This window comes from Aminipila butyrica, from assembly GCF_010669305.1.
Lineage (GTDB): Bacteria > Bacillota > Clostridia > Peptostreptococcales > Anaerovoracaceae > Aminipila > Aminipila butyrica.
In genome coordinates this window covers 1485419-1505116 of sequence record NZ_CP048649.1, presented here as the reverse complement: position 1 = coordinate 1505116, position 19698 = coordinate 1485419, and the positions used below count along the sequence as shown (strand labels likewise).

Genomic DNA, 19698 nt, shown 5'->3' with positions numbered 1-19698 from the left:
TCTAATTTTTTACATATCTTTTCCAATAAAAGAAAATGGATGGAGCTAATGTTGCAATTGAGAGAAGTATAGATGGACTTTCTAAAAGAAATTTACTTTTATGTTTAGCAATTGAGAATGCATTATAGTTAATAATACATTTTATTCTGCTAATCATTTTTTTCTTCCATGGATAAGATTCGGAAGCTTTGTATCGAGAAAGTAGTAGTAAATATACTCCTTTTGGATTTTTAACCCACATCCTAAAGATTGATTTTGTTAATCCATCATCTCTATACTCTGCTAAATAAATTTTTTCTTTTTTTACCCATATTTTACCATTAATAGCCATTAAATTATATATTATTTCTTCACTCAAAAAATTTTCCCCTGGAAATTGTGGAATATCTATTTTTTTTAGATACTTTGTCTTTAACAATATTGCCGTTTCTGCTACATTAAATAACTCCTTTGCATCCATAATATGAATCATTGCAATATCTTCAGGAATCCATCCTCCCTGCCTAACTCCATTGTACCCATACCTTGGATAGATAAAGCCTATTCCCTCTTGATTTTTCTTTTCAACGATATTATCATACATCCTTTCAACAGCATCTGGTGTTAATAGATCATCGCTGTCAACGCAGATAAACCATTCTGTCTTACACTCTTGAATACCTGTACGCATAGCGATATGCTTACCTTGGTTCTTCTGTTGAATACATGTTATTGATAGTCTTGTATCATGTGACCATTTTTCAACATAGGTTCCTGTGTCATCTAAAGAGCCATCATCTACAATAAGCCACACGAAATTCATACAACTTTGTGCACATAAAGCCCTATATAATGGTTCAAGATTCTGTCTTCTATTATATGTCGGCGTAAATATGGTTAATGACATTTGACTTCTCCTTGCTTAATGCGAATGAAATGATAACGTCTAATTATTTCATATCCTACTAAAGCTAAAACTGCACCTGAATATGCAGACATTAATACATGACCACCAAATGCTGAAAATAGTATCATTACACTATATATACATAACAGTTGTGCATCCTCGATATCTTTTGAATAAGTATAATTGAAGATTGCGATAATCAAAGGCCTAATAAAAAAAATAAGTATAAATAGTAACATGCCTATTCCAAATCGAAAAAAAATATCGAAAAAATCCATTTCTGAATTGAGAAACTGCTTCTCTGGTAATCCAACTAGGCACTTTAAATATCCGCTTAATTTATCAAAATCATATACGTATTGAATCTGGGATAAACGAGAACTTCTTGTAGTCGTTAAAAACTCAAAAAAAGAGTATCCTTGTTTTGTCATATATACATACATCTCATTTAATCTAGCAAAATACCCTATTATTTGATCTTGAAATTTTGTTGAAATAACACTTATAATTAAAATCATTACCATTATTTGAATCACTAATTTAATAAGCCTATTTCTACCTTTAGTATATTGCAAACCACTAACAAGTAAGCTAAGAGCTACTATAATAATACTAGTTTTAGTTTGCATATATAAAAGGCAAAATACATTTAACAGTGTTAAAGTTGCATATTTTATGTGCTTTGTTTTTATAAATAAATAAAGCAAAAATAGACTCGTACAGCCAAAGATAATATTAATATCGTTAATTTGATAATTTAAACCTTTATACCCTATATGATTTGAATACTGATAATACCCCATTTTCAATATTAAAGGTAAAATGTAGGTGAATGGTAAGATAATACTATACTTATACATGACAGAATAAAAAAAATCATTTTTTAATTTATTTTTATTGTTCAGTTCCTCTAATACTATAAAAGTCATGACAGGTAATAAATACTTGCTCCCTATAAAAAATGTTTCTATAAAATTAGTATTAAAACAGATGCCCTTAATCGTTGCAGAAAATGTAATTATACTTATAAATACAATTATTTTATTCAACGACTTTTTTCGGAATCTATCTTTGAATAATATTACAAACATTGCCAATATATAAAAAAAACGATAAATTTTTCCCAGAACTGAATCTCCACCAAAGTTCATTAATAAATTTGAATTTAATATTTCTATCAATGGTGTCAATAGGAAAAAAAGCATAATCACCAATTCACTATTAAATTTACCCCTACATGGTTTCATCTTAAATACCCTTAATTTTCTTCCTTATAATCTCGTATTTGTGAGAACCAATCATTTTTTTTATTAGAATAATAACTTTATGTTTAACCCACACAGAACCTGATACCCAACTACCATCACACCAATGTATGGTGTAAGAAGAGCTAAAACTTTGATTTCTCGATTCACCAATTGCATATGGGCAAAAGGTTTCCTTTTCACATACCAACAAATTCAGACTAGAAATTTCTTGTCTATTCCCATTTAGTATAATTCCTAGAGTTTTCAATAGGTCTGTAAGCTCTTTAACATTTGGTGTCATATCAATTACACCTTGGCTTGAAATAAAGTGTCTTATATCGTAAGTATCTTTCCATTGCTTAATTAATTTATTTCCTTGTTCTGCCAACATTACAGCCGTTGCCACTCGATTATCACTTTCAAAGCAAAACACTACGCTATACTTCAGAAATGAATCCAAAGTTTTTTTTACTTCCACATCTGTATCCAGGTATATTCCTCCATATTTCTCCAACGCATACAGTCGCACATAATCAGAAACAAAAGCATATTTCTTTCTTTCATATGCCTCTTTAACATATGGCAATGCATTTTCAATATTAAAATTTTCCTCATTCCACTCTATTATCCTATAATTTGGCAAAAATTCTCTCCAGCTTGCTATGCAATTTTGAAGAAGTTTTGATTTCTCACCTTTTCCAAACCAACAATAATGTATAATCTTGGGTATCATTTTATTTCCTCCAAATGTTTGCGATCTGAAAGTCTTATGATATATAATTGTATATAGATTTTTGAACTTTTTCTAAGAATATATATCCTAACAGTTCTGTTATGCCTTTACCATTTCTTCATATAACTTAATCGTTTTATCTACCACATCGCCCCAGTTATATTTATTACAAATATAATCTACATTTTTTGTTTTGTATCTTTTTACCATATTTTTATCATCACAAGCCTGTTGCAATTTATCTCTTAAGTCTTCTATATTAGCCTTTTTAAAGACAATTGCTTTATTTTCTACAACATCAATACATTCTGGAATATCTGAAACAATACAACAATTTCCATAACTCATAGCTTCTAGTAGACTTAACGGCATTCCCTCAAGATTAGACGGTAACGTATACAAGTAAGCATTACTATACAACTCGTCTAAAATCACTCCCTGAACAAAATCAGTAAAAATAATCCGCTCGTCACCAGTAGCAATCCGTTTCAATTCACTCATAAACGTATCTGTATCAGATGCCCCACCTGCTATTACTAGTTTTTTATCTGTTTTTGTTTGTTTATACGCTTCTAGCAAATAGCGTATACCTTTTTCTGGAACAATACGACCAAGAAAAAGAATATAACTATCCTTCTCTAATCCAAACATTTCCTTAATTAAGTTTGCTTCCCGTAAGACAGGGGGCCTCACACCATTAGGAATAAATTTAGTCTCACGTTCATAAGTCTCTTTAAAATATTGCTGTACTCCTTTACTGAGAACAATAATCTCATCAGCATATTTAGCTGCACATTTTTCTCCCATCATGATATATGCACTTGCTAACTTTCCCCATTTATCTCTTTGATGATCTAAACCATGTATAGTAGCAACACAATGCTTACCAAACAGCTTCGGCAACCAAAGCATGGCACACGGGCCCTCCGCATGAAAATGTACAACATCATATTTACTAAAAGCCACATTTATGGCGGCAAAGACCGAAGAACTCATTGCCGCCATACCTTTTTTATCTATAGTAAATACCGATTTTAATTTAATATCTTTGTAAACAGTGCTGTTTGAAAATGTATCAAATTCTTTCCCTGCTATATGATGACCCTTGCGGTTATAACAAGTAACATCATAACCAAGAGAAGCCATTCTAGTAGCTAATTCTTCTACAACAATTTCAACTCCACCTTCACGAGATGGAATTCGTTTATGTCCAAGCATTGCAATTTGCAATTTTTTATCTTGCCTGTTTAATTTAACTTTTTTTTTCATCACTATTTTAAGCTACTCCTGAATCCACCCACATCCAATAATAAACCTAAATATAAGCTTAAATTTATAAGCTTATATTGTATTAACTAACTGTCTAATTACATGACTAGTAAGGCAAATACACAAATCTTAAATACAGTACACCTACCTCGCCCCTACTCTAAACACCACAACCCCCACCGTCTTCAGCAAAAGTTTCATGTCCAGCAATATGGACCAATTATCTATGTATTCCAAATCTAACTTAACCACATCTTCAAAATTATCGATGTCACTTCGTCCGCTGACTTGCCACAGGCCAGTTATACCAGGCTTCAAAGCTAGGCGGCGTTTATGTCTTCCTTCGTACTGCAAGAACTCATCTTCTGTGGGAGGTCTTGTCCCAACCAGGCTCATATCCCCTTTCAATACATTGAAAAACTGGGGCAGTTCATCCAGACTAGTCTTTCGTATAAAGGCCCCTACTTTCGTAATCCGGGGATCTTTTGTTATTTTAAACATCAATCCCTGCATTTCATTTTGAGCCATCAGTTCTTTTTTTCGTTTCTCCGCATCTGCATACATAGAGCGGAACTTATAAATCTTAAAGCGTCTACCATTTTTACCGATTCGAGTCTGAGAAAAAATAATCGGTCCTGGAGATTCAATCAAGATAGCTGGGACAATCAAAAGGCTGATAAAAAAAGTAAGAGTCAATCCTACCAACGCACCGACAATATCCAGAAATCTTTTTATCAGCATAGAACTGGTATTGTACACCCTTGTCGTAAAGGTGAGTACATTGTATCCACCAAAGTTTTTCAAGGTCTTTTCATGGACCCGTAGGTTAAAGGTAGCAATGCTTACATTTACCGTTAACCCAATATTTTCAAATTCTAATATGGCCTCATCTAACTGAAGGTGCCTTGCATTCGGCACATTGATTAATACTTCATCTACCACTTCCTTGGTAACCACATCGAAAAGATTTTCCCGATGAGCCACTACTGGAACGCCATTGATTTCTTTACCAGCCATATTTTTATCTACGATGGCCACACCGGTTATTTGAAATCCCCACTCTCTTTCTTTTTTTATGTTGCTCAGGATGCTCTCTGCACTAGTTGAAGTGGTCACTAGCATCACTTTATTGCTCAATTTACTTTGTTTAAAATAGCCTAAAAGAATGATTTTAAAATATTGCCTCAGTAGATAGCTGATTGCCATATTAAACAAGAAAAAAGTCACAAAAAAAACTCTTGAATACACAGCTCCGATTTTAAAGAAAAAAAATACGCCACTGATAAATAGTGCTAAAATTAAATTGAGGCGGCCAACTCGAATAAGTTCTTCAAAGAACCCTCTCTTAAAAAAATCTTGGTAGGATTCAAACAGCGCAAAAATGCAAATATAGCTGATACACAAAACCATCAATATAGTGCCATATATAATCCGAATCCACTCATCAAACATCACGCCGTAACGAACCCATACTGCAGCAGCAAAGGCAATAGTCATAGAAAACAAATCAAGTACGATAAGTTTCCAGGAGCCTTGTTTTGTATTTTTCACTGATTGACTCCTTGTAAACTATAGGTTGATTCTGTCTGCTTCTTTTTCTTGGTTTGGACCAAAAATAAATGATTTTTTACAGCAAGATGTATACAAAATAGATAAGCAAGAACGAGCACAATTGCGATGCTGATGAAGCGGCTGATATGTAAGGACTTTTCTTGCAAGGAACGATCCATATACTGATCCGTATTATTTACAAGTTGTGTAAAACTGGCTTCTACTTGTTTTATGTGCTCTTGTGGAATCTTACTGTCTAAAGCTTCGGTCTCATTTGGTATAGCCATGTTTACTGACAGTATCATAGTAATTAAAGCTATGACTAAATACAAATTTTTTCGTTTCTTCATATTCCTATCCTTACTCTATCTTTTGCTTTCTACACACATTCATCTTTTTAGTTTCTTTTGGACGACATCATTTATAATCTGATATTTGTTTGCCAAAGCCTCTCTGAAATAATCCTTTTCCTTCCCTTTGTAATAGAGATATAAGCTATGAATCAGCTTGACTAAAATTAAAAAAAGGATAAAGTTCACCAATAAATTTCCCCATGTATGGACATGGTATGAAGCTTTAGAGATTGAAATCTTACTGCCTATATTTAAGTCGTAATTCTCTTCTGCTAAGGCTTTGACCTGGCTTTTTAGCTCCTCCATTCTCTCAAAAGACACCTTGGCATCTTTTGATACACTTTTTGTCATCGCTTCTACCGTCTCTGGGTTTTGAGGATGAGATAGCTTATCTAAATGCTGCTGAATTTTTGTTACATCATATTTAGCACTTATTGTGGCATGTTTACTGTTCACCAATTGATCCATTAACATGCCGTAAAACTCATTTTCTTGGCTTGTTGCCAAATCTGCCGCATCTTCCGAAGCGATAATATAATTCGAAGTATTGTCGTAAGCCTGCAAGATATAGTTAATGCCGCCTTCTATACCCTGATCTTTGGTCAGTATCAAATTAGCCCTTTTCAGTTTAACATTCTCATAAGCTGAGCGATTGTCATCTTTGCTTAGGATGTAATAGTCTACAATATCTGCTGTATTTCCTACTTCTTTGTCCCGTACTGTTTCTGCCTGAGAACGAAGATCTGCAAACGTAAGTCCAGTTTTCTGCGAGACAAACTCCGGCGAATTCTTTTCAAATGTCGCAATATATCGGACCAGAGCATCAGCCTCCTGTGCCATTACCAGCATCATTTCCGGATAATCCAACGAAAACATATCGTCTTTCTTATAGGCTAACGAAACACTAGAGTCTTTCAGATAAGCTGTCTTTAAATGATTCTGGTATTCGGTTACAAGGGCTTTTGACAATTTAAGATTGGCAAAAGGATTAGGCAATAAACCGATTTCTTTAACGGTAATTTCATAATCTCCTGTATGAATCGCCTTTTCTGCAACCGATTCTGTTTTATCAACCCGTATATTCATTTTAGTCAATTCGTTCAATGCGCTCTTGCCTGCCAAAGGTGTTATGACGATTCGCTGTTTTAATTCTTGCGGTGTGTACTTTTTTTCCAGTCCAGTATTCTTCAGGACCTTTTTTAGAATCTCTTCATTTTTTATTTCGTTGATATCAAAATGATTTCCCTTTGAATCAAGCCCTTCTCCTATTCCATCAAAAGCTAGGGATATATACGTCGTAGCGGATCCGGTTCTACCTTCTGCCAACCAAGGACATGCGAAGGTAATCAGTAAGGCAAGAATTAAGCTGACAGCCATTAGTTTTTGAGTCCGTATTGATAGTCTACGCTTCATCTCCTCCTCCTTCCTGTTCATCGTTCTTTAGATACTCCCTGAACAATACAATTGAGGAGCCCAGTATAATGCCTGCTACAAACGCAATCGCCGCATTTAGGAGAAGGTTGATGTCATTATCTTTCTCATAGCTTTGAGTCGGAATAAGCTGTTCTGCATACTTTTTATAAGCCTTATCGTTATAGTAATCCTTCACTGTCGTATTTACTATTTTCATATTCTGAGAGATATTTCCCTTGGTTATTGCAAGTAACTTGACAATGTCTTTTGCTGATTGACTATCAGGGCCTGAAAATGTATTCGAATCACTAAACCTTGCGGCTTCAGCCAGATAGTAATTTGAATCGGCTAAAGCCATAGTAGCCTTATTTTCTGCTGTAACATACCTCGCTACCATACTGTCATATTGAGTGTTTTGTCCTTTTAATGCCAACGTCCCCCCTGTGCTGCCGCTGATAACCATCGTCTGCTCAGGCACTTTAAAGTTGGTAATCAGCAGATACAAGGAGCTGGCTTCTTCACTGCGCTTACTGTATTCTCGCTGTTTATCTTCTGCCAGCTTTTCATATACGGCTACGCTTTTATCTGCATTTTTGGTTGCATAAGAGACGGCGATTTTAGTATAAAGCATTTCGATATGTACATCTCTCACGGCCTCCAGGGCATCTAAAATATTTGCTTTTGACATACCTGTGTTCTGTGACGTAAAACTGTCATCCGTCATATAGTTCTTCGTATACTGTTCCATGCTTTGGATCTGTTCGTTCATTAAATCCGTCGCCTGTATGTAATCGTATTTATCTACTGAGAAATCCCCCGCAAAGGTGTCTGCCAAGACACTATAGTCCGAATATTTTTTCATCAGCTGATTTTTATATTCAATAAGCACATTATCCAACAGCTCTTGTCCTTCTTCTAGGGATAGACCTAATTTATTTTTTACATCAAATGACAAGACATAAGTATCTGGATGAATTTCAAGGCTTTCCAGTTTCTCCAGCTTTAAATCTTCTGTTTTTAAATCCTCGATGTTTTGAAGGGTCTCTGCCGCCTCATCAGGGATGACAGCGGTCAAAGCAATGCAGGCAGCCACCTCTGAGGCTGTAGGTTGGTTCTTTAAAGCCATGTTGGACATAGCCTTATCCAAGACTTCTGCTGCTTTGATCTCATTGGGATCATAAGGCAGGCCATCTGGACTCAATCCCTTATCAATGCCGCCAAAATATAATTTTACTGCAGTCTGCACTTCACCTTTTGTTCCTATGCTAATATTCGGTATTACGAGAGAACCAATCAGCGTGACAACCACGACTAGTGCAGTAACGACAGAAATCAGCTTTTTACCTTTGATTAACACCAGCAAAAGTTCTCTTAAATCAATTTCATCTTCCTCCTCATAGGAATGAGGATACGGAATCTTCACATTTTCCGGCTCTACCTTTGTGAAATTTCGTTTCATGTGTTCCTCCGTTTACATAAACTCTTGTGCCTTGTTTGTGACAGCATTTCGTCTTGTTTCTTTCTGTATTTCATATTCTGCTTCATAGGCTTGCTTGTACGCCTTTATTTTATCGCTGCTTATCCCTTGACTGGTCATATCCGTTTCCATCTTGCTCAATATGGTATTTACAGAAGAATCCACTTGGCTTTCCAAGGCATTTGCTCTTTTGCTATAAGAAGCACCTAGCATCATCACTTTATCCAAGGAGGCTTCGTTGTTGTCTTTTAGTACGGTATAGTCGCTTTTTATGCCTGTCAGTAATCCATCTACGATACCGTTTGCCGAAGCCTGAAGCTCGTAAAATGCCGCATCATAAATGCTTAATATTTGCTTTTCTTTAGCCGTTATATTGGGGCCCTGCTTTTGTGCGATTCCGCCTTTATCGTCCTTCTCACTCATCTCAATTCCTTGTGAAGTAATATCTTTATCGGTGCTGTTCTCATTTGAATCAGCCATCAGATTGTCGTCATCTAACTTGGAGGCAATTTCCTGAAGAATAGCATTGGTCATGCCCTCCACTTCTTTCTTAGTTGCCTTTGTATCTGCATTTTCCCCTACAAAAATATAAAAGAGCACTCCGAGCACAAAAATAATCAGGATACTTATTATAATCAATATTGCCCACTTTACTTTTTTCACTATCTTTCTCCCCTATGTGGTGTTTTCCTTAGTGCTTTATCCCTTTATCTTATTGATATCTACACCAAAAAATTTAGCCGCTTCCTGCAGTGCCTTATACTCTTCCTCATTGCTTATATCGAAGCTCACGCTTATAGCACTTTTCAATATTTTTTGATCCGCTTCTGGTCTGTTTTTGAAATCCTTTTTACTTGAGCTGGCGGCTGTCTTTAAGTCATAGCTCGAATCGCTGATGTATTTATCTAACTCCCTACTGATATTTTGCAGAAAAGGCACTAAATCCGATCTATTCTGATTCGTCGTTAAATATTTTACGCCGGTTGTATTTATATTGGTTGAAGCCAGCTTCATGGTCTGGATGATTTCAGCACTAGGCTTTTCACTTTCGGGTTTATCTGGTTTAGAAGCCCCTCCGCCACTAGTTCCATTATTCCCTGTCTGGCCCACCTCTTTCGTATCATTTTGGGCAAGTACCACCAACTTTTTTTGTATAATTTTATCGTAACCCAAAACCACCGTGCCTCGGCTGGCCGGCTGGGTTGCTTTAAAATTTCCATCTCTGTCCAAATTTATAATGCCGCTGCTGATAACTCTGTTTACCGAGTCCGCTGCCCATCCGGACACTTTATCTTGAATAACTAAATCTTTTTTAGCTACAGTTTTTTCTAAATTTAAAATTCGATCTAAAATAACACAAATCTGCTCTGTTGTAACGGTATCATTTGGTTTAAAGGTACTATCTGCATAACCTAATATGTACCCTTCATTTACAGCTTTTAAGATATCTTCATAAAACCAGTCTGTTTTATTGACATCATTAAAGCTCTCCGATACAGCTTTTTCTTTGTAGGAGAAGAGCTTATTTGTCATTTTTACAAACTCTGCTCGAGTAACTTCTTTTTGCGGCTTAAACGAGCCGTCTTCATAGCCATTTACGATTTTATAATCTGCCATTAACTTTACAGCCTTTGACAATTCACTATCTGCTGTGATATCTGTAAAGGCAAACACGTTAGTCGTACCGAATACGGTTAATGCCAACCCCATTGCTATCATTTTACTTATCTTCATACTTGCCTCCACATGCTTTCCCTTTTTAATATATTTATTTTATTTTTTACCCAAAACATATGCAGCCAGGGCTTAAAACCTGCCTGCATATGTATCTGAGTGTTCTCTGTGCTTGAGCACGTTGGGTTATGTCTCTGATTTTAAATCTTTTCTATTGTAGCAGTGTAAGTTTTAGTTTTTTCTTCTACTTTTACCTCTACTTTAATCTCTGCCTTATTGCCAATAACCTCAGTTAATTTCTTGCCATATACAGCATTAACAAAACCATCTTCTTTTGCGCCGCCATCTTTAGCATATAGGTTGTAAGATTTGCTGCCTGTTGTAACAGTAATCTTGTTTAAAGTTCCAGTCTTGCCATTATAGCTTGTTATAAAGGCCTTACCTTCCAGGGCTGCCACAAGTTCTGCATACTCTGTTGTGATTTTCTCCTTGTCAGAAGTTGGCTGATCCAATACAGCAGCCGTAGCTAGTAACAGCGCTTGTAACTCATCAATTTTCTTAGTCTCTGCAAACTTCTTATAAGCATTTTTTAGGCTTACATTGTCCACTGTCTCAAAAGCAAATTTTTCTGTATTTGATTCTGACAGCATGGCTTCTAGCTTAGCCTTCTGTGAAGGCAAATCCTTCGAATTGGCAAAAGTAATCAGGGCCTTTGTAAAGTTTACATAATTTCCGGTTGCCAATTGAGCATCTGAACGAGTAACCAAGTCTGTAATCTGTGTCGTAACCTGTGTCTTTTCATTACCTATGGTCAGACTGTACTTAGCTGGGGTAGGGGTAGGTGTCGGTGTGGATCCGCCACCGCCACCACCACCACCGCCGGTGCTAGGCGTTGCTGGTGTGATTTTACCGTTATCTGTTGTTACCGTGCCGGTTCCTGTTGTGTTTTCAGGTTTTCCTTCACCGCTTGTAGTTACGTTTGCATTTGCTTCTAAAGTATTTACTTTAGCCTCTTTTGCAATGGTGATCTTCGCACCAGTTGCATCTTTGGCAACGGATACTGTGCTGACTGTACCCTTGATGTTTAAAGCTGCTTTTGCTGCTTCGACTTTCAGGTTTGTAACCGTTGCATCTTTATCAACCGTTACTGTTGCATTTGCTGCTGTCAATCGAACTGTTGCAACGTCTGCTTTTTGGATAACTACCGGCGTCTCTGCCTCAACCTTTAATGTGCCGACTTTACCTTCGATTTTTACGTCATCCTTACCATCAGCAACAACGATTACGCTGACCTTAGCATCTCCTTCAACAGCCACTCTTACGTTGCCAGTGACTTTAGCGACAACGACAGTTCCCAGACTGCTGCCACCCTTGATGATGATGGAATTCACACCACCGCCTCTGACAATCGTTTCACCAGTGACCTTTACACCATCTAACGTACAATCACCGCTGCCTACGCCGTCACCGATGATTAAGTTGCCGTTTATCGTTACATTTTTCAGTGTAACACCAGGTACATTGACCATTACGTTTCCAGCAGCAGCTACGGTTTCAACTGTTCCAGCAGATGTGATGTACTGTTTAACCATGTTGTCCATGATTTTAGCAAACTCTGCTCTGGTCATGTTTGTAGCAGGATTTAATGCACCGTTTGCTCCGGATACATATCCCTTTTCAGCCAGTACAGACATGCTGTCCTGTGCCCATGCTGCCACACTGTTCTTGTCAGAAAAACCGTTTAAAGCAGCATATGTAGAATCAGAACTTTGCATTTTAAAAGCTCTTGCTAAGATAGTGCAGGCTTCTTGTCTGGTAATATTTGCATTTGGTCTCATCTGACCGTCTTTCTTCATGGTACCCATCTGAACAGCCTTGGCCATTTCAGCTTCATACCATGCGCCTGAGACGATGTCATTGGCTCCGCTTAAAGAAGCCTTTTCCTGAGCCCCAAAAGCTCTGTTTACTACAGTAGCCATTTCAGCCCTTGTCAGTGTACCGTTTGGCTTGATATACAAGCCATCTGCTCCTTCATACCCTTTGATTAATCCGTTTGCTACTGCATTCTCAATCGCTGCTGCAGACCAATCACTTGGCATGTCCACAAATTTTGTATCTGGGGCTTTGGTTGCCATCTCATTTGTTTCAGCAAAAGCCATAGCGGGCATATAGCAACATGTCATCATTACAGCCATGAGAAGCGCAAATACTTTTCTTGTCATTTCTTAATCTCCTCCTTTTAAAATAAAAACAATTTTCTCATTGTATGTTTAAATATATAAAACATATATTTAACCGAAAGAATAACCACTCATTTCATCCGGTTTTTTATTTGAGTGGATAGTAATCGCTAAACTTTTTATTTCTTTTACATGAGCTCTGCTCACTGGTACACATATCCCATTGTTCATTTGAATCGTTTTAGAATCAATAGCAGCAATTTCATGTAAGTTTACAATGTAGCTATTGTGGCATCTGTAAAAATTAGCATTTAACTGATTTTCAATCTCTTCAAAACTGCTATAGAAAGATACGTTTATTCCATTTTTATCCAACACATGAACCTTCCTCTTCTCCTTTTCTATAAGAATGATTTCTTTTATTGGTATCATTACTACTTCTGTTTTTGTGATAGCTGTAAGGAATTTCTTGCTATTTTTTTCAATATAATCCGCTGCTTTAACAAGTGCATTTTTTACGCTTTTACCATCTAAAGGCTTTTTTATAAAATAAATATGTTCAACATTATAAATATTTGAATCATACCTCTTTTCATCTGACATAAAAATAATAGCAGAACTCTTTTGTATTTGCTTTATTTTCCCGGCTATCTGAATCCCATTATTTAAACTAAAAGTAATATCTATGAAGATAATATTTTTTTGCTCTTTGTTATCTTCTATATAGCTCAAAATTTGTTCTTCCTTATCAAATACCTTAATGAACTTTATATTTTGTTTACACCACTGTATTGCTTTTTGCTTAATCAACCAAGCTGTATCTTTGTTTATATCGCAGACAAGCACCGCAAACATCATGTATCTCCTTCTATGTATCTATTTCGCTGACTCTTAGATAATAAAAGTCTAACAGATAATATATTTATGTTGTGACATTATGTAATAGATTGTTGTTTAAATGTAATATTTGGTAAATTATTATCAGATTTTAATTAAATTTGCACATATATTACATTTCCAACAAAGTATAACAGCATAAATTTGGTATTATTCTCCTTTCAAGCGAACAAAAAGATCTCCATTTGATTGGAGATCTTTTTGTTTCGATTACTATTGGTTTAGATTAAAAGGACCGAATCCTACATTACATAGAATTCAGTCCTTTTGTAGACTTACGTGCTGGCCCTTATCTGCCGGACCGGCGCCGATCTAATTCTTTTAACAGCTTTTTCCGCAGCCGGACATCATCCGGTACGACCTCTACCAATTCGTCATCATTGACAAATTCCAGTGCTTCTTCCAGGGTGAAGGTTCTCGGCGGAGAAAGCTTTACCGCATCATCACTGCCGGCAGCCCGCATATTAGTGGCCTTCTTGGCCTTACACGGATTTACAATCATATCTTCATTTCTGCTGTTCATGCCGACAATCATGCCTTCATACACCTTGGTGCCCGGTTCCACGAACATCTGCACCCGCTCCTGAATGTTGAACAGGGCATATCCCGTACAAGTTCCTTCTTCCTGAGCGACAGCCACGCCGTTAGTCCGCTGAGGTATTTCCCCCTTGTATTCATCAAAGCTGTGGAAACGTCTTACCATGGTGCCTTCGCCATGAGTATCATTGATAAACTCACTCCGATAGCCAAGCAAACCTCTGGTAGGTACCAGATATACCAGCTTGGAGTACCCGTTATCCCCGGACATTTCCGTCATGATGCCTTTTCGCACGTTCAGCTTGGAAATAACACTGCCGGAATATTCATCCGGCACGGAGAGAACCACTTCCTCTACCGGCTCCTGCTTCTTGCCCCGCTCGTCCCGATGCATGATAACCTCCGGCTTAGACACAGCCAGTTCATAGCCTTCTCGTCTCATATTTTCAATGAGAATGGACAGATGCAGCTCGCCTCTGCCCGACACCTTGAACACGTCAGTGGAATCCGTAGGTTCCACTAATAGCCCAACGTTGACTTCCAGCTCTTTTTCTAATCTTTCCTTAATATGTCTTGAAGTGACGAACTTCCCAACCTTTCCGGCAAAAGGCGACTTGTTGACCATGAAGTTCATGGACAAGGTAGGTTCTTCAATATGAATCATCTCCATCGGCTGTGGGTTGCTGCTGTCGCAGATGGTCTCACCGATAGAAATGTCAGCAATACCGGACACCACGACGATATCGCCGCATTCCGCTTCATCTACTGGCATCCGCTTCAAGCCACGGTATACGAAAGCCTGATTCACCTTGCGGGATACGATGCTCCCGTCAGCTTTCGCTACAGCTACCGTCTGTCCCGTGCGAATCTTTCCCTTTGTTACGCGGCCGATACCCAACCGACCGATGTAATCGTCATACCCCAAGGAAGAAATCTGCATCTGCAATGGTTCCTCCCGCAGGTCTGGGTAGAGCGCCACGTGCTTGACGATGGTCTCAAATAATGGGGTAATATCCTTGCCCGTCATACCCTGGGTGTTCTTGTCCACCTTTTTCTCAGCTACTTCCACCTCTACGTCAGCCACATCAGATGGGTCGTAAACCACGATACCCTGTCTGGCAATACCGTAAAGAATAGGGAAATCCAACTGGGTGTCATTGGCATTTAAATCCATGAACAACTCATAAACCTCATCCACGACCTCTTCAATACGGGCATCTCGCTTGTCGATTTTGTTAATCAACAAAATCGGGTTTAAGCCCTGCTCCAGAGACTTGTTGAGCACAAAACGAGTCTGAGGCATCGGACCTTCACTGGAATCCACCAGCAGAATTACCGTATCCACGGTTTTCATAATCCGCTCTACCTCTGAGGAAAAGTCTGCATGGCCCGGTGTGTCCACAATATTGATTTTCACATCTCCGTGCATAACAGAACAGTTCTTGGAATAAATGGTAATTCCCCGTTCCCGTTCAATGTCGTCACTATCCATAACACAGTCTACGACCTCTTCATTTGCTCGAAAAACACCACTCTGATTTAAAAACGCATCTACCAGAGTAGATTTTCCGGCATCGACGTGGGCGATAACCGCTATGTTGATAATTTTTTGTTTGTCTGCCATAATTGATCCTACTTTCTTTTCTTTCCTATACCGCTTTATTCGAACGCCAAATAAAAAACAGTTTTAATTCGGTATTCCTTCAATACTATTTTCCTTCCAGCAACGTCACCAAGTCTAAAGGTATTTAACCTTATTTAAATAAGAAAACAGATTGATCTATAATGAAAGGAACTCATGAATTAAGTTCCACATTTTACATAAAATGTAACCTCTCATATCTCGAACCTTAATATTATACCATAATAATAGAGAATTTCAACAATTATATGCAAAAAATCGCAGAATTTGAAGAAAGCAGGCAGCAGCCCTCACTGTCCACGAATTGAGGGTTGATTTTTATCCTTTCATACTGTCAATGGCGGGGTCCACCTGGTAATACCCTTTTAAGGCTTCATATTCAACCTGGGCCTTTTCCATCACGCCCGCCTTTGCAGCTTTTTCACTTTTCACCGCTCGAATCATGATATTTTTAGCGGTGTGTTCCAGACTGGTAAACTCAATCATGGCCACCTGATAGCCACAGGCCTCCAGCTTCAGCCCCCGCAGTCCGTCGGTCAGCAGCTCTGTAAACCGGTCTTTGAGAATTCCATGCTTGTACATCGGTTGGTGCAAGGGGCTCTTAATCTGGTTGAACAGTTGGTGCTGGCAGCAGGGAACAGAAAGGATGACCTTAGCCTGCCACGCCACCGCATTGATCAGCGCGAAATCCGTAGCCGTGTCGCAGGCGTGAAGGGTCACCACCATGTCCGCATGATCGCTGGTATAGTCGGCGATATCCCCTTTCAAAAACGTCAGCTCCCGGTAGCCTAATTCTCTGGCAGTTTTATTGCAGAAGTCAATGACGTCTTCCTTTAAATCCAGCCCGATGATCTCCACCTCTCTCCCTTCCATAATCTTCAGATAATGATACAGAGCAAAGGTTAAATAAGATTTTCCGCAGCCAAAGTCAATAATCTTCAAGGGCTTTCCTGCTTTTTCAGGCAGATGCTCCATCACATCCGCTACGATTTCCAAGTAGCGGTTAATTTGCCGAAACTTAGCGTAATGCTTCTGAAAAACTTCACCGTCAGGCCCCATAACCCCTAATTTAATCAAAAATTCACAAGGGGTTTTCTCAGGAATAATATACTTTTTTTCTTTGTTGTGAGATAAATTTTTCACCTGCCGCTTTTCTGTGTTTCTGCGAATGACTTTAGGATTTTCCGGCTTGGCCGCCAGTACCTGGATATCCTGATCCGCCGTTTGGATGTTCAGCTGCTTAAAGCTCTCGCTCATCAACCGCCCACACAGCAGCAAGGCTTCTTCTAGCGGCAGATTCTCGTGAGTAACCTTCTTTTCAAAGTGATACTCTGCCTGATAAACCTGCTGGCCTTGAAGTAAAAGCGGCCGCAGGGTAACTTTCTTGCAGGGGTCGGACTTTTTTCTGCTGTTCCCCACTGTTATCTTAACGATTGTTTCTTTATAAAAAACTTGCCGAAGCAAATCCATAAGCTTGTCCATCTTCCATCCCTTTCTTTTCTATAATAATAAGGTTCTTTTGCTTAGTATATCAAAAAAGTAGATAACCGCCAATATGTTTGACGGTTATTGCTTCCTAGAGGGGATCTACAAATGGAATACCAAAATATTCAGCTAAAGAAAATACCAAATTTTCTGCAATGGCTTCGATGTTATTGGCCACCCAGTTGGCGTCATCATAGTTGTCGTGGTAGGCCAGTTCTATGAGTACTGACGTGGCTCGGGTTCTTCGCAGCTCTGCCAAAGTCGTGTTTGGAATAACAGTTACCAAATCAGGGTTTGGATAAATGCCAGCCAGATTCTTTGCAAACATATTGGCGGCTTTTTCTCCATCCTGGCTAAAAGCGTAATAATATACATCCGGTCCCTGGAGCATTCCCGATAAATTTTCCGGGGCTTCATTGGTATGAAGGGCCAGATGCAAGTCATAATCTCCTGCATTGGACTGTTCGATGACCTGGGCTAAAGAATCATTTGGATTGTTGCGGTTAAAGGAAATATTGCTGGCTCTCAGATAAGGGACCATGGCATCAACAATGAGGTTCATGTAATACTCTTCACTTCCACCGATGACATATTCGTTGTAATCCTGCACGGATGGGCTCAAATAAACACTAGGGGATGTAATCTCCATATATACTCCTAACCTATGCCCTCCTGCATCACAAACAGGGCATACTAATCAACATATATCATATATATGCCGTCGGTTTCCGCATGTGACCTGTTGCCTGCAATTATTTACCTGGTTCTAGTCCCCTTCTATTTTACTTATAGCGCCTCAATCTGCCAGTCCACTGGCGAAACACCGTTAGCGGTGAGAAAATCGTTCGCCTTGCTGAAATGCTTACAGCCGAAAAATCCCCGGTAAGCGGAAAGGGGGCTCGGATGAGGTGCTTCCAAGATAAGGTGTTTAGGGTTATTCAACATCCGCTTCTTGGATTGGGCAGGCCGTCCCCAGAGAAAGTATACCACTGGCCTATCCTGCCGATTAACAGCCTGAATAACTGCATCGGTGAACTGCTCCCAGCCTTGACCCTGATGGGAATTAGCCTGATGGGCCCGGACGGTGAGCACCGTGTTCAGCAGCAAAACGCCTTGATCTGCCCACTTTTTTAAGTAACCGTGGTTGGGGATTGAACAGCCCAGATCCTCATGAAGTTCTTGGTAAATGTTTACCAGTGACGGCGGAATATCTTTCTGGCTGGGGGGCACAGCAAAACTGGCCCCGATAGCCTGATTTTCATTATGATAAGGATCTTGGCCGATCAGCAGCACTTTAACCTCTTTTAGCGGGGTAAAGTGAAGCGCGTTAAAAATATCGTCTGCCGCCGGATAAATCCGCCGGGTCTTATATTCGTTTATTAAAAACTGGCGCAATTCTAGATAATACGGTTTTTGAAATTCCTCTCCGACGGCATCCAGCCAGTCGTTGCTGATTTTTGGCATAACGTGTTCTCCTGTTCTATCCTTGGTATAACGGTCCACCCTCCCAAAATGCGGCGGGGAACCAATAGAAATTATAGCATTATCATACCACACCCGCTTCTGGTTGTGGTATGATAATAACAGTTATAGACAAAAATACATGAAATCTGTCGAAAGGGATGAATACTATGAGCATCATCTATCTGTCAGAAAAGGCCCATCCCCTGCTGCAAGACTATTTGACAAGTCAAGGTCATCAGCTGATACGGATAGCCGACCGCGGCCTGACTTATCCAGCAGTTGCGACCCACGCCGACCTATATATGTGCAAGCTGGGAACAGCCGCCCATTCACCTGTTTTCCACATGGGGACTGCCGATTCGGATCAGCTGGGTCACAACTACCCGGAGAATATCAAGTACAATGCCGTCTGTATGGGCTCCTATTTCATTCATCATTTAAAATATACGGCACCTTCCTTGCTGGAAAAAGTCCGGCAGTTAGGACTGAACACCATTCAAGTCCCCCAAGGCTACAGCAAATGCAGCATGACGGTGTTAAGCGATACCGCTGCCATCACGGCTGATGAGGGTATCTACCACAGCATACACCGATATTTTGAGGAAAACAGGCCAACTGGAAGCCCCATTCGCTTGCTGCTCATCCGACCGGGCCATGTGAAGCTGGACAGCTTCCCCTATGGATTTTTGGGCGGAGCCTCCGGCCTGGTAGGCGGCCAGCTGATTTTTAACGGTGATTTAAGTGCCCATCCAGACTTTCAGCAAATTTCAGACTTTATTTCTGCTCAGGGTCTGACTTTTAAATATTTTCCCGACTATCCCTTAGCGGATATTGGATCCATTATCGAGTGGAGGGACATGAATACCTTTCCCAGAAAGGCGGATTTATAG

Annotated in this window: 17 protein-coding genes; 1 reads left to right on the top strand and 16 read right to left on the bottom strand. The window is 39.1% G+C overall.

Going from position 1 to position 19698, the window contains the following annotated elements; genetic code table 11:
* Window position 1: 1 nt before the first annotated feature.
* From Ami103574_RS07145 to Ami103574_RS07070, 16 genes are all read right to left on the bottom strand, one after another.
* Window positions 2–886, bottom strand: coding sequence for a glycosyltransferase family 2 protein (locus Ami103574_RS07145; protein WP_163066072.1), 885 nt, complete (start codon window positions 884–886; stop codon window positions 2–4).
* On the bottom strand, window positions 877–2133 hold the full coding sequence (locus Ami103574_RS07140) for an O-antigen ligase family protein (RefSeq protein ID WP_163066070.1): 1257 nt from the start codon (window positions 2131–2133) through the stop codon (window positions 877–879). The genes Ami103574_RS07145 and Ami103574_RS07140 overlap by 10 nt, the downstream gene beginning before the upstream one ends.
* Before the next feature lies 1 nt (window position 2134).
* On the bottom strand, window positions 2135–2866 hold the full coding sequence (locus Ami103574_RS07135) for a glycosyltransferase family 32 protein (protein WP_163066068.1): 732 nt from the start codon (window positions 2864–2866) through the stop codon (window positions 2135–2137).
* Between the two features lie 99 nt (window positions 2867–2965).
* The gene (locus Ami103574_RS07130) at window positions 2966–4135 is read right to left on the bottom strand and encodes a glycosyltransferase family 4 protein (RefSeq protein WP_246213214.1); all 1170 of its coding nucleotides are present in this window, start codon (window positions 4133–4135) and stop codon (window positions 2966–2968) included.
* A gap of 144 nt (window positions 4136–4279) precedes the next feature.
* Window positions 4280–5686 (bottom strand): sugar transferase, encoded by a 1407-nt coding sequence (locus tag Ami103574_RS07125; protein WP_207710527.1) that lies wholly within the window; start codon window positions 5684–5686, stop codon window positions 4280–4282.
* On the bottom strand, window positions 5683–6036 hold the full coding sequence (locus Ami103574_RS07120) for a hypothetical protein (protein WP_163066066.1): 354 nt from the start codon (window positions 6034–6036) through the stop codon (window positions 5683–5685). The genes Ami103574_RS07125 and Ami103574_RS07120 overlap by 4 nt, the downstream gene beginning before the upstream one ends.
* 39 nt (window positions 6037–6075) lie before the next feature.
* Complete coding sequence (locus Ami103574_RS07115; protein WP_163066064.1) at window positions 6076–7452, bottom strand: hypothetical protein; 1377 nt, start codon at window positions 7450–7452, stop codon at window positions 6076–6078.
* Window positions 7442–8911 (bottom strand): hypothetical protein, encoded by a 1470-nt coding sequence (locus Ami103574_RS07110; RefSeq protein ID WP_163066062.1) that lies wholly within the window; start codon window positions 8909–8911, stop codon window positions 7442–7444. The genes Ami103574_RS07115 and Ami103574_RS07110 overlap by 11 nt, the downstream gene beginning before the upstream one ends.
* A gap of 12 nt (window positions 8912–8923) precedes the next feature.
* A complete protein-coding gene (locus Ami103574_RS07105; RefSeq protein WP_163066061.1) occupies window positions 8924–9592 on the bottom strand; it encodes a hypothetical protein in 669 nt (222 codons plus the stop codon).
* 36 nt (window positions 9593–9628) lie between these two features.
* Window positions 9629–10663, bottom strand: a complete 1035-nt coding sequence (locus Ami103574_RS07100; RefSeq protein WP_163066060.1) for an S-layer homology domain-containing protein — start codon at window positions 10661–10663, stop codon at window positions 9629–9631.
* A 140-nt stretch (window positions 10664–10803) separates the two neighbouring features.
* Window positions 10804–12825: an S-layer homology domain-containing protein gene (locus tag Ami103574_RS07095; protein WP_163066059.1), complete on the bottom strand. Its 2022-nt coding sequence runs from the start codon at window positions 12823–12825 to the stop codon at window positions 10804–10806.
* Window positions 12826–12894: 69 nt separating this feature from the next.
* Entirely contained in the window at window positions 12895–13641 is a 747-nt protein-coding gene (locus tag Ami103574_RS07090; RefSeq protein WP_163066058.1) for a LytR/AlgR family response regulator transcription factor, read from the bottom strand.
* Window positions 13642–13969: 328 nt separating this feature from the next.
* Window positions 13970–15841: a translational GTPase TypA gene (gene typA / locus Ami103574_RS07085; protein ID WP_163066057.1), complete on the bottom strand. Its 1872-nt coding sequence runs from the start codon at window positions 15839–15841 to the stop codon at window positions 13970–13972.
* Window positions 15842–16177: 336 nt separating this feature from the next.
* Window positions 16178–17341, bottom strand: a complete 1164-nt coding sequence (locus Ami103574_RS07080) for a class I SAM-dependent methyltransferase (protein ID WP_163066056.1) — start codon at window positions 17339–17341, stop codon at window positions 16178–16180.
* A 94-nt stretch (window positions 17342–17435) separates the two neighbouring features.
* Window positions 17436–17993 carry an N-acetylmuramoyl-L-alanine amidase family protein gene (locus Ami103574_RS07075; protein WP_163066054.1) on the bottom strand — a complete coding sequence of 186 codons (558 nt, stop codon included), beginning with the start codon at window positions 17991–17993 and terminating at the stop codon, window positions 17436–17438.
* Window positions 17994–18130: 137 nt separating this feature from the next.
* The gene (locus Ami103574_RS07070) at window positions 18131–18808 is read right to left on the bottom strand and encodes a uracil-DNA glycosylase (protein WP_163066052.1); all 678 of its coding nucleotides are present in this window, start codon (window positions 18806–18808) and stop codon (window positions 18131–18133) included.
* A gap of 167 nt (window positions 18809–18975) precedes the next feature.
* Between Ami103574_RS07070 and Ami103574_RS07065 the strand changes: the two genes are divergently transcribed.
* Window positions 18976–19698, top strand: a complete 723-nt coding sequence (locus tag Ami103574_RS07065) for a DUF6873 family GME fold protein (protein WP_163066050.1) — start codon at window positions 18976–18978, stop codon at window positions 19696–19698.

Excerpts from the sequence above, each read along its gene's own strand:
- typA (WP_163066057.1), bottom strand. The coding sequence starts at position 15,841 with ATGGCAGACAAACAAAAAATTATCAACATAGCGGTTATCGCCCACGTC.
- Ami103574_RS07100 (WP_163066060.1), bottom strand. The coding sequence starts at position 10,663 with ATGAAGATAAGTAAAATGATAGCAATGGGGTTGGCATTAACCGTATTC.
- Ami103574_RS07145 (WP_163066072.1), bottom strand. The coding sequence starts at position 886 with ATGTCATTAACCATATTTACGCCGACATATAATAGAAGACAGAATCTT.
- Ami103574_RS07135 (WP_163066068.1), bottom strand. The coding sequence starts at position 2,866 with ATGATACCCAAGATTATACATTATTGTTGGTTTGGAAAAGGTGAGAAA.
- Ami103574_RS07075 (WP_163066054.1), bottom strand. The coding sequence starts at position 17,993 with ATGGAGATTACATCCCCTAGTGTTTATTTGAGCCCATCCGTGCAGGAT.
- Ami103574_RS07070 (WP_163066052.1), bottom strand. The coding sequence starts at position 18,808 with ATGCCAAAAATCAGCAACGACTGGCTGGATGCCGTCGGAGAGGAATTT.
- Ami103574_RS07115 (WP_163066064.1), bottom strand. The coding sequence starts at position 7,452 with ATGAAGCGTAGACTATCAATACGGACTCAAAAACTAATGGCTGTCAGC.
- Ami103574_RS07120 (WP_163066066.1), bottom strand. The coding sequence starts at position 6,036 with ATGAAGAAACGAAAAAATTTGTATTTAGTCATAGCTTTAATTACTATG.
- Ami103574_RS07080 (WP_163066056.1), bottom strand. The coding sequence starts at position 17,341 with ATGGACAAGCTTATGGATTTGCTTCGGCAAGTTTTTTATAAAGAAACA.
- Ami103574_RS07130 (WP_246213214.1), bottom strand. The coding sequence starts at position 4,135 with ATGAAAAAAAAAGTTAAATTAAACAGGCAAGATAAAAAATTGCAAATT.
- Ami103574_RS07095 (WP_163066059.1), bottom strand. The coding sequence starts at position 12,825 with ATGACAAGAAAAGTATTTGCGCTTCTCATGGCTGTAATGATGACATGT.
- Ami103574_RS07140 (WP_163066070.1), bottom strand. The coding sequence starts at position 2,133 with ATGAAACCATGTAGGGGTAAATTTAATAGTGAATTGGTGATTATGCTT.
- Ami103574_RS07110 (WP_163066062.1), bottom strand. The coding sequence starts at position 8,911 with ATGAAACGAAATTTCACAAAGGTAGAGCCGGAAAATGTGAAGATTCCG.
- Ami103574_RS07090 (WP_163066058.1), bottom strand. The coding sequence starts at position 13,641 with ATGATGTTTGCGGTGCTTGTCTGCGATATAAACAAAGATACAGCTTGG.
- Ami103574_RS07065 (WP_163066050.1), top strand. The coding sequence starts at position 18,976 with ATGAGCATCATCTATCTGTCAGAAAAGGCCCATCCCCTGCTGCAAGAC.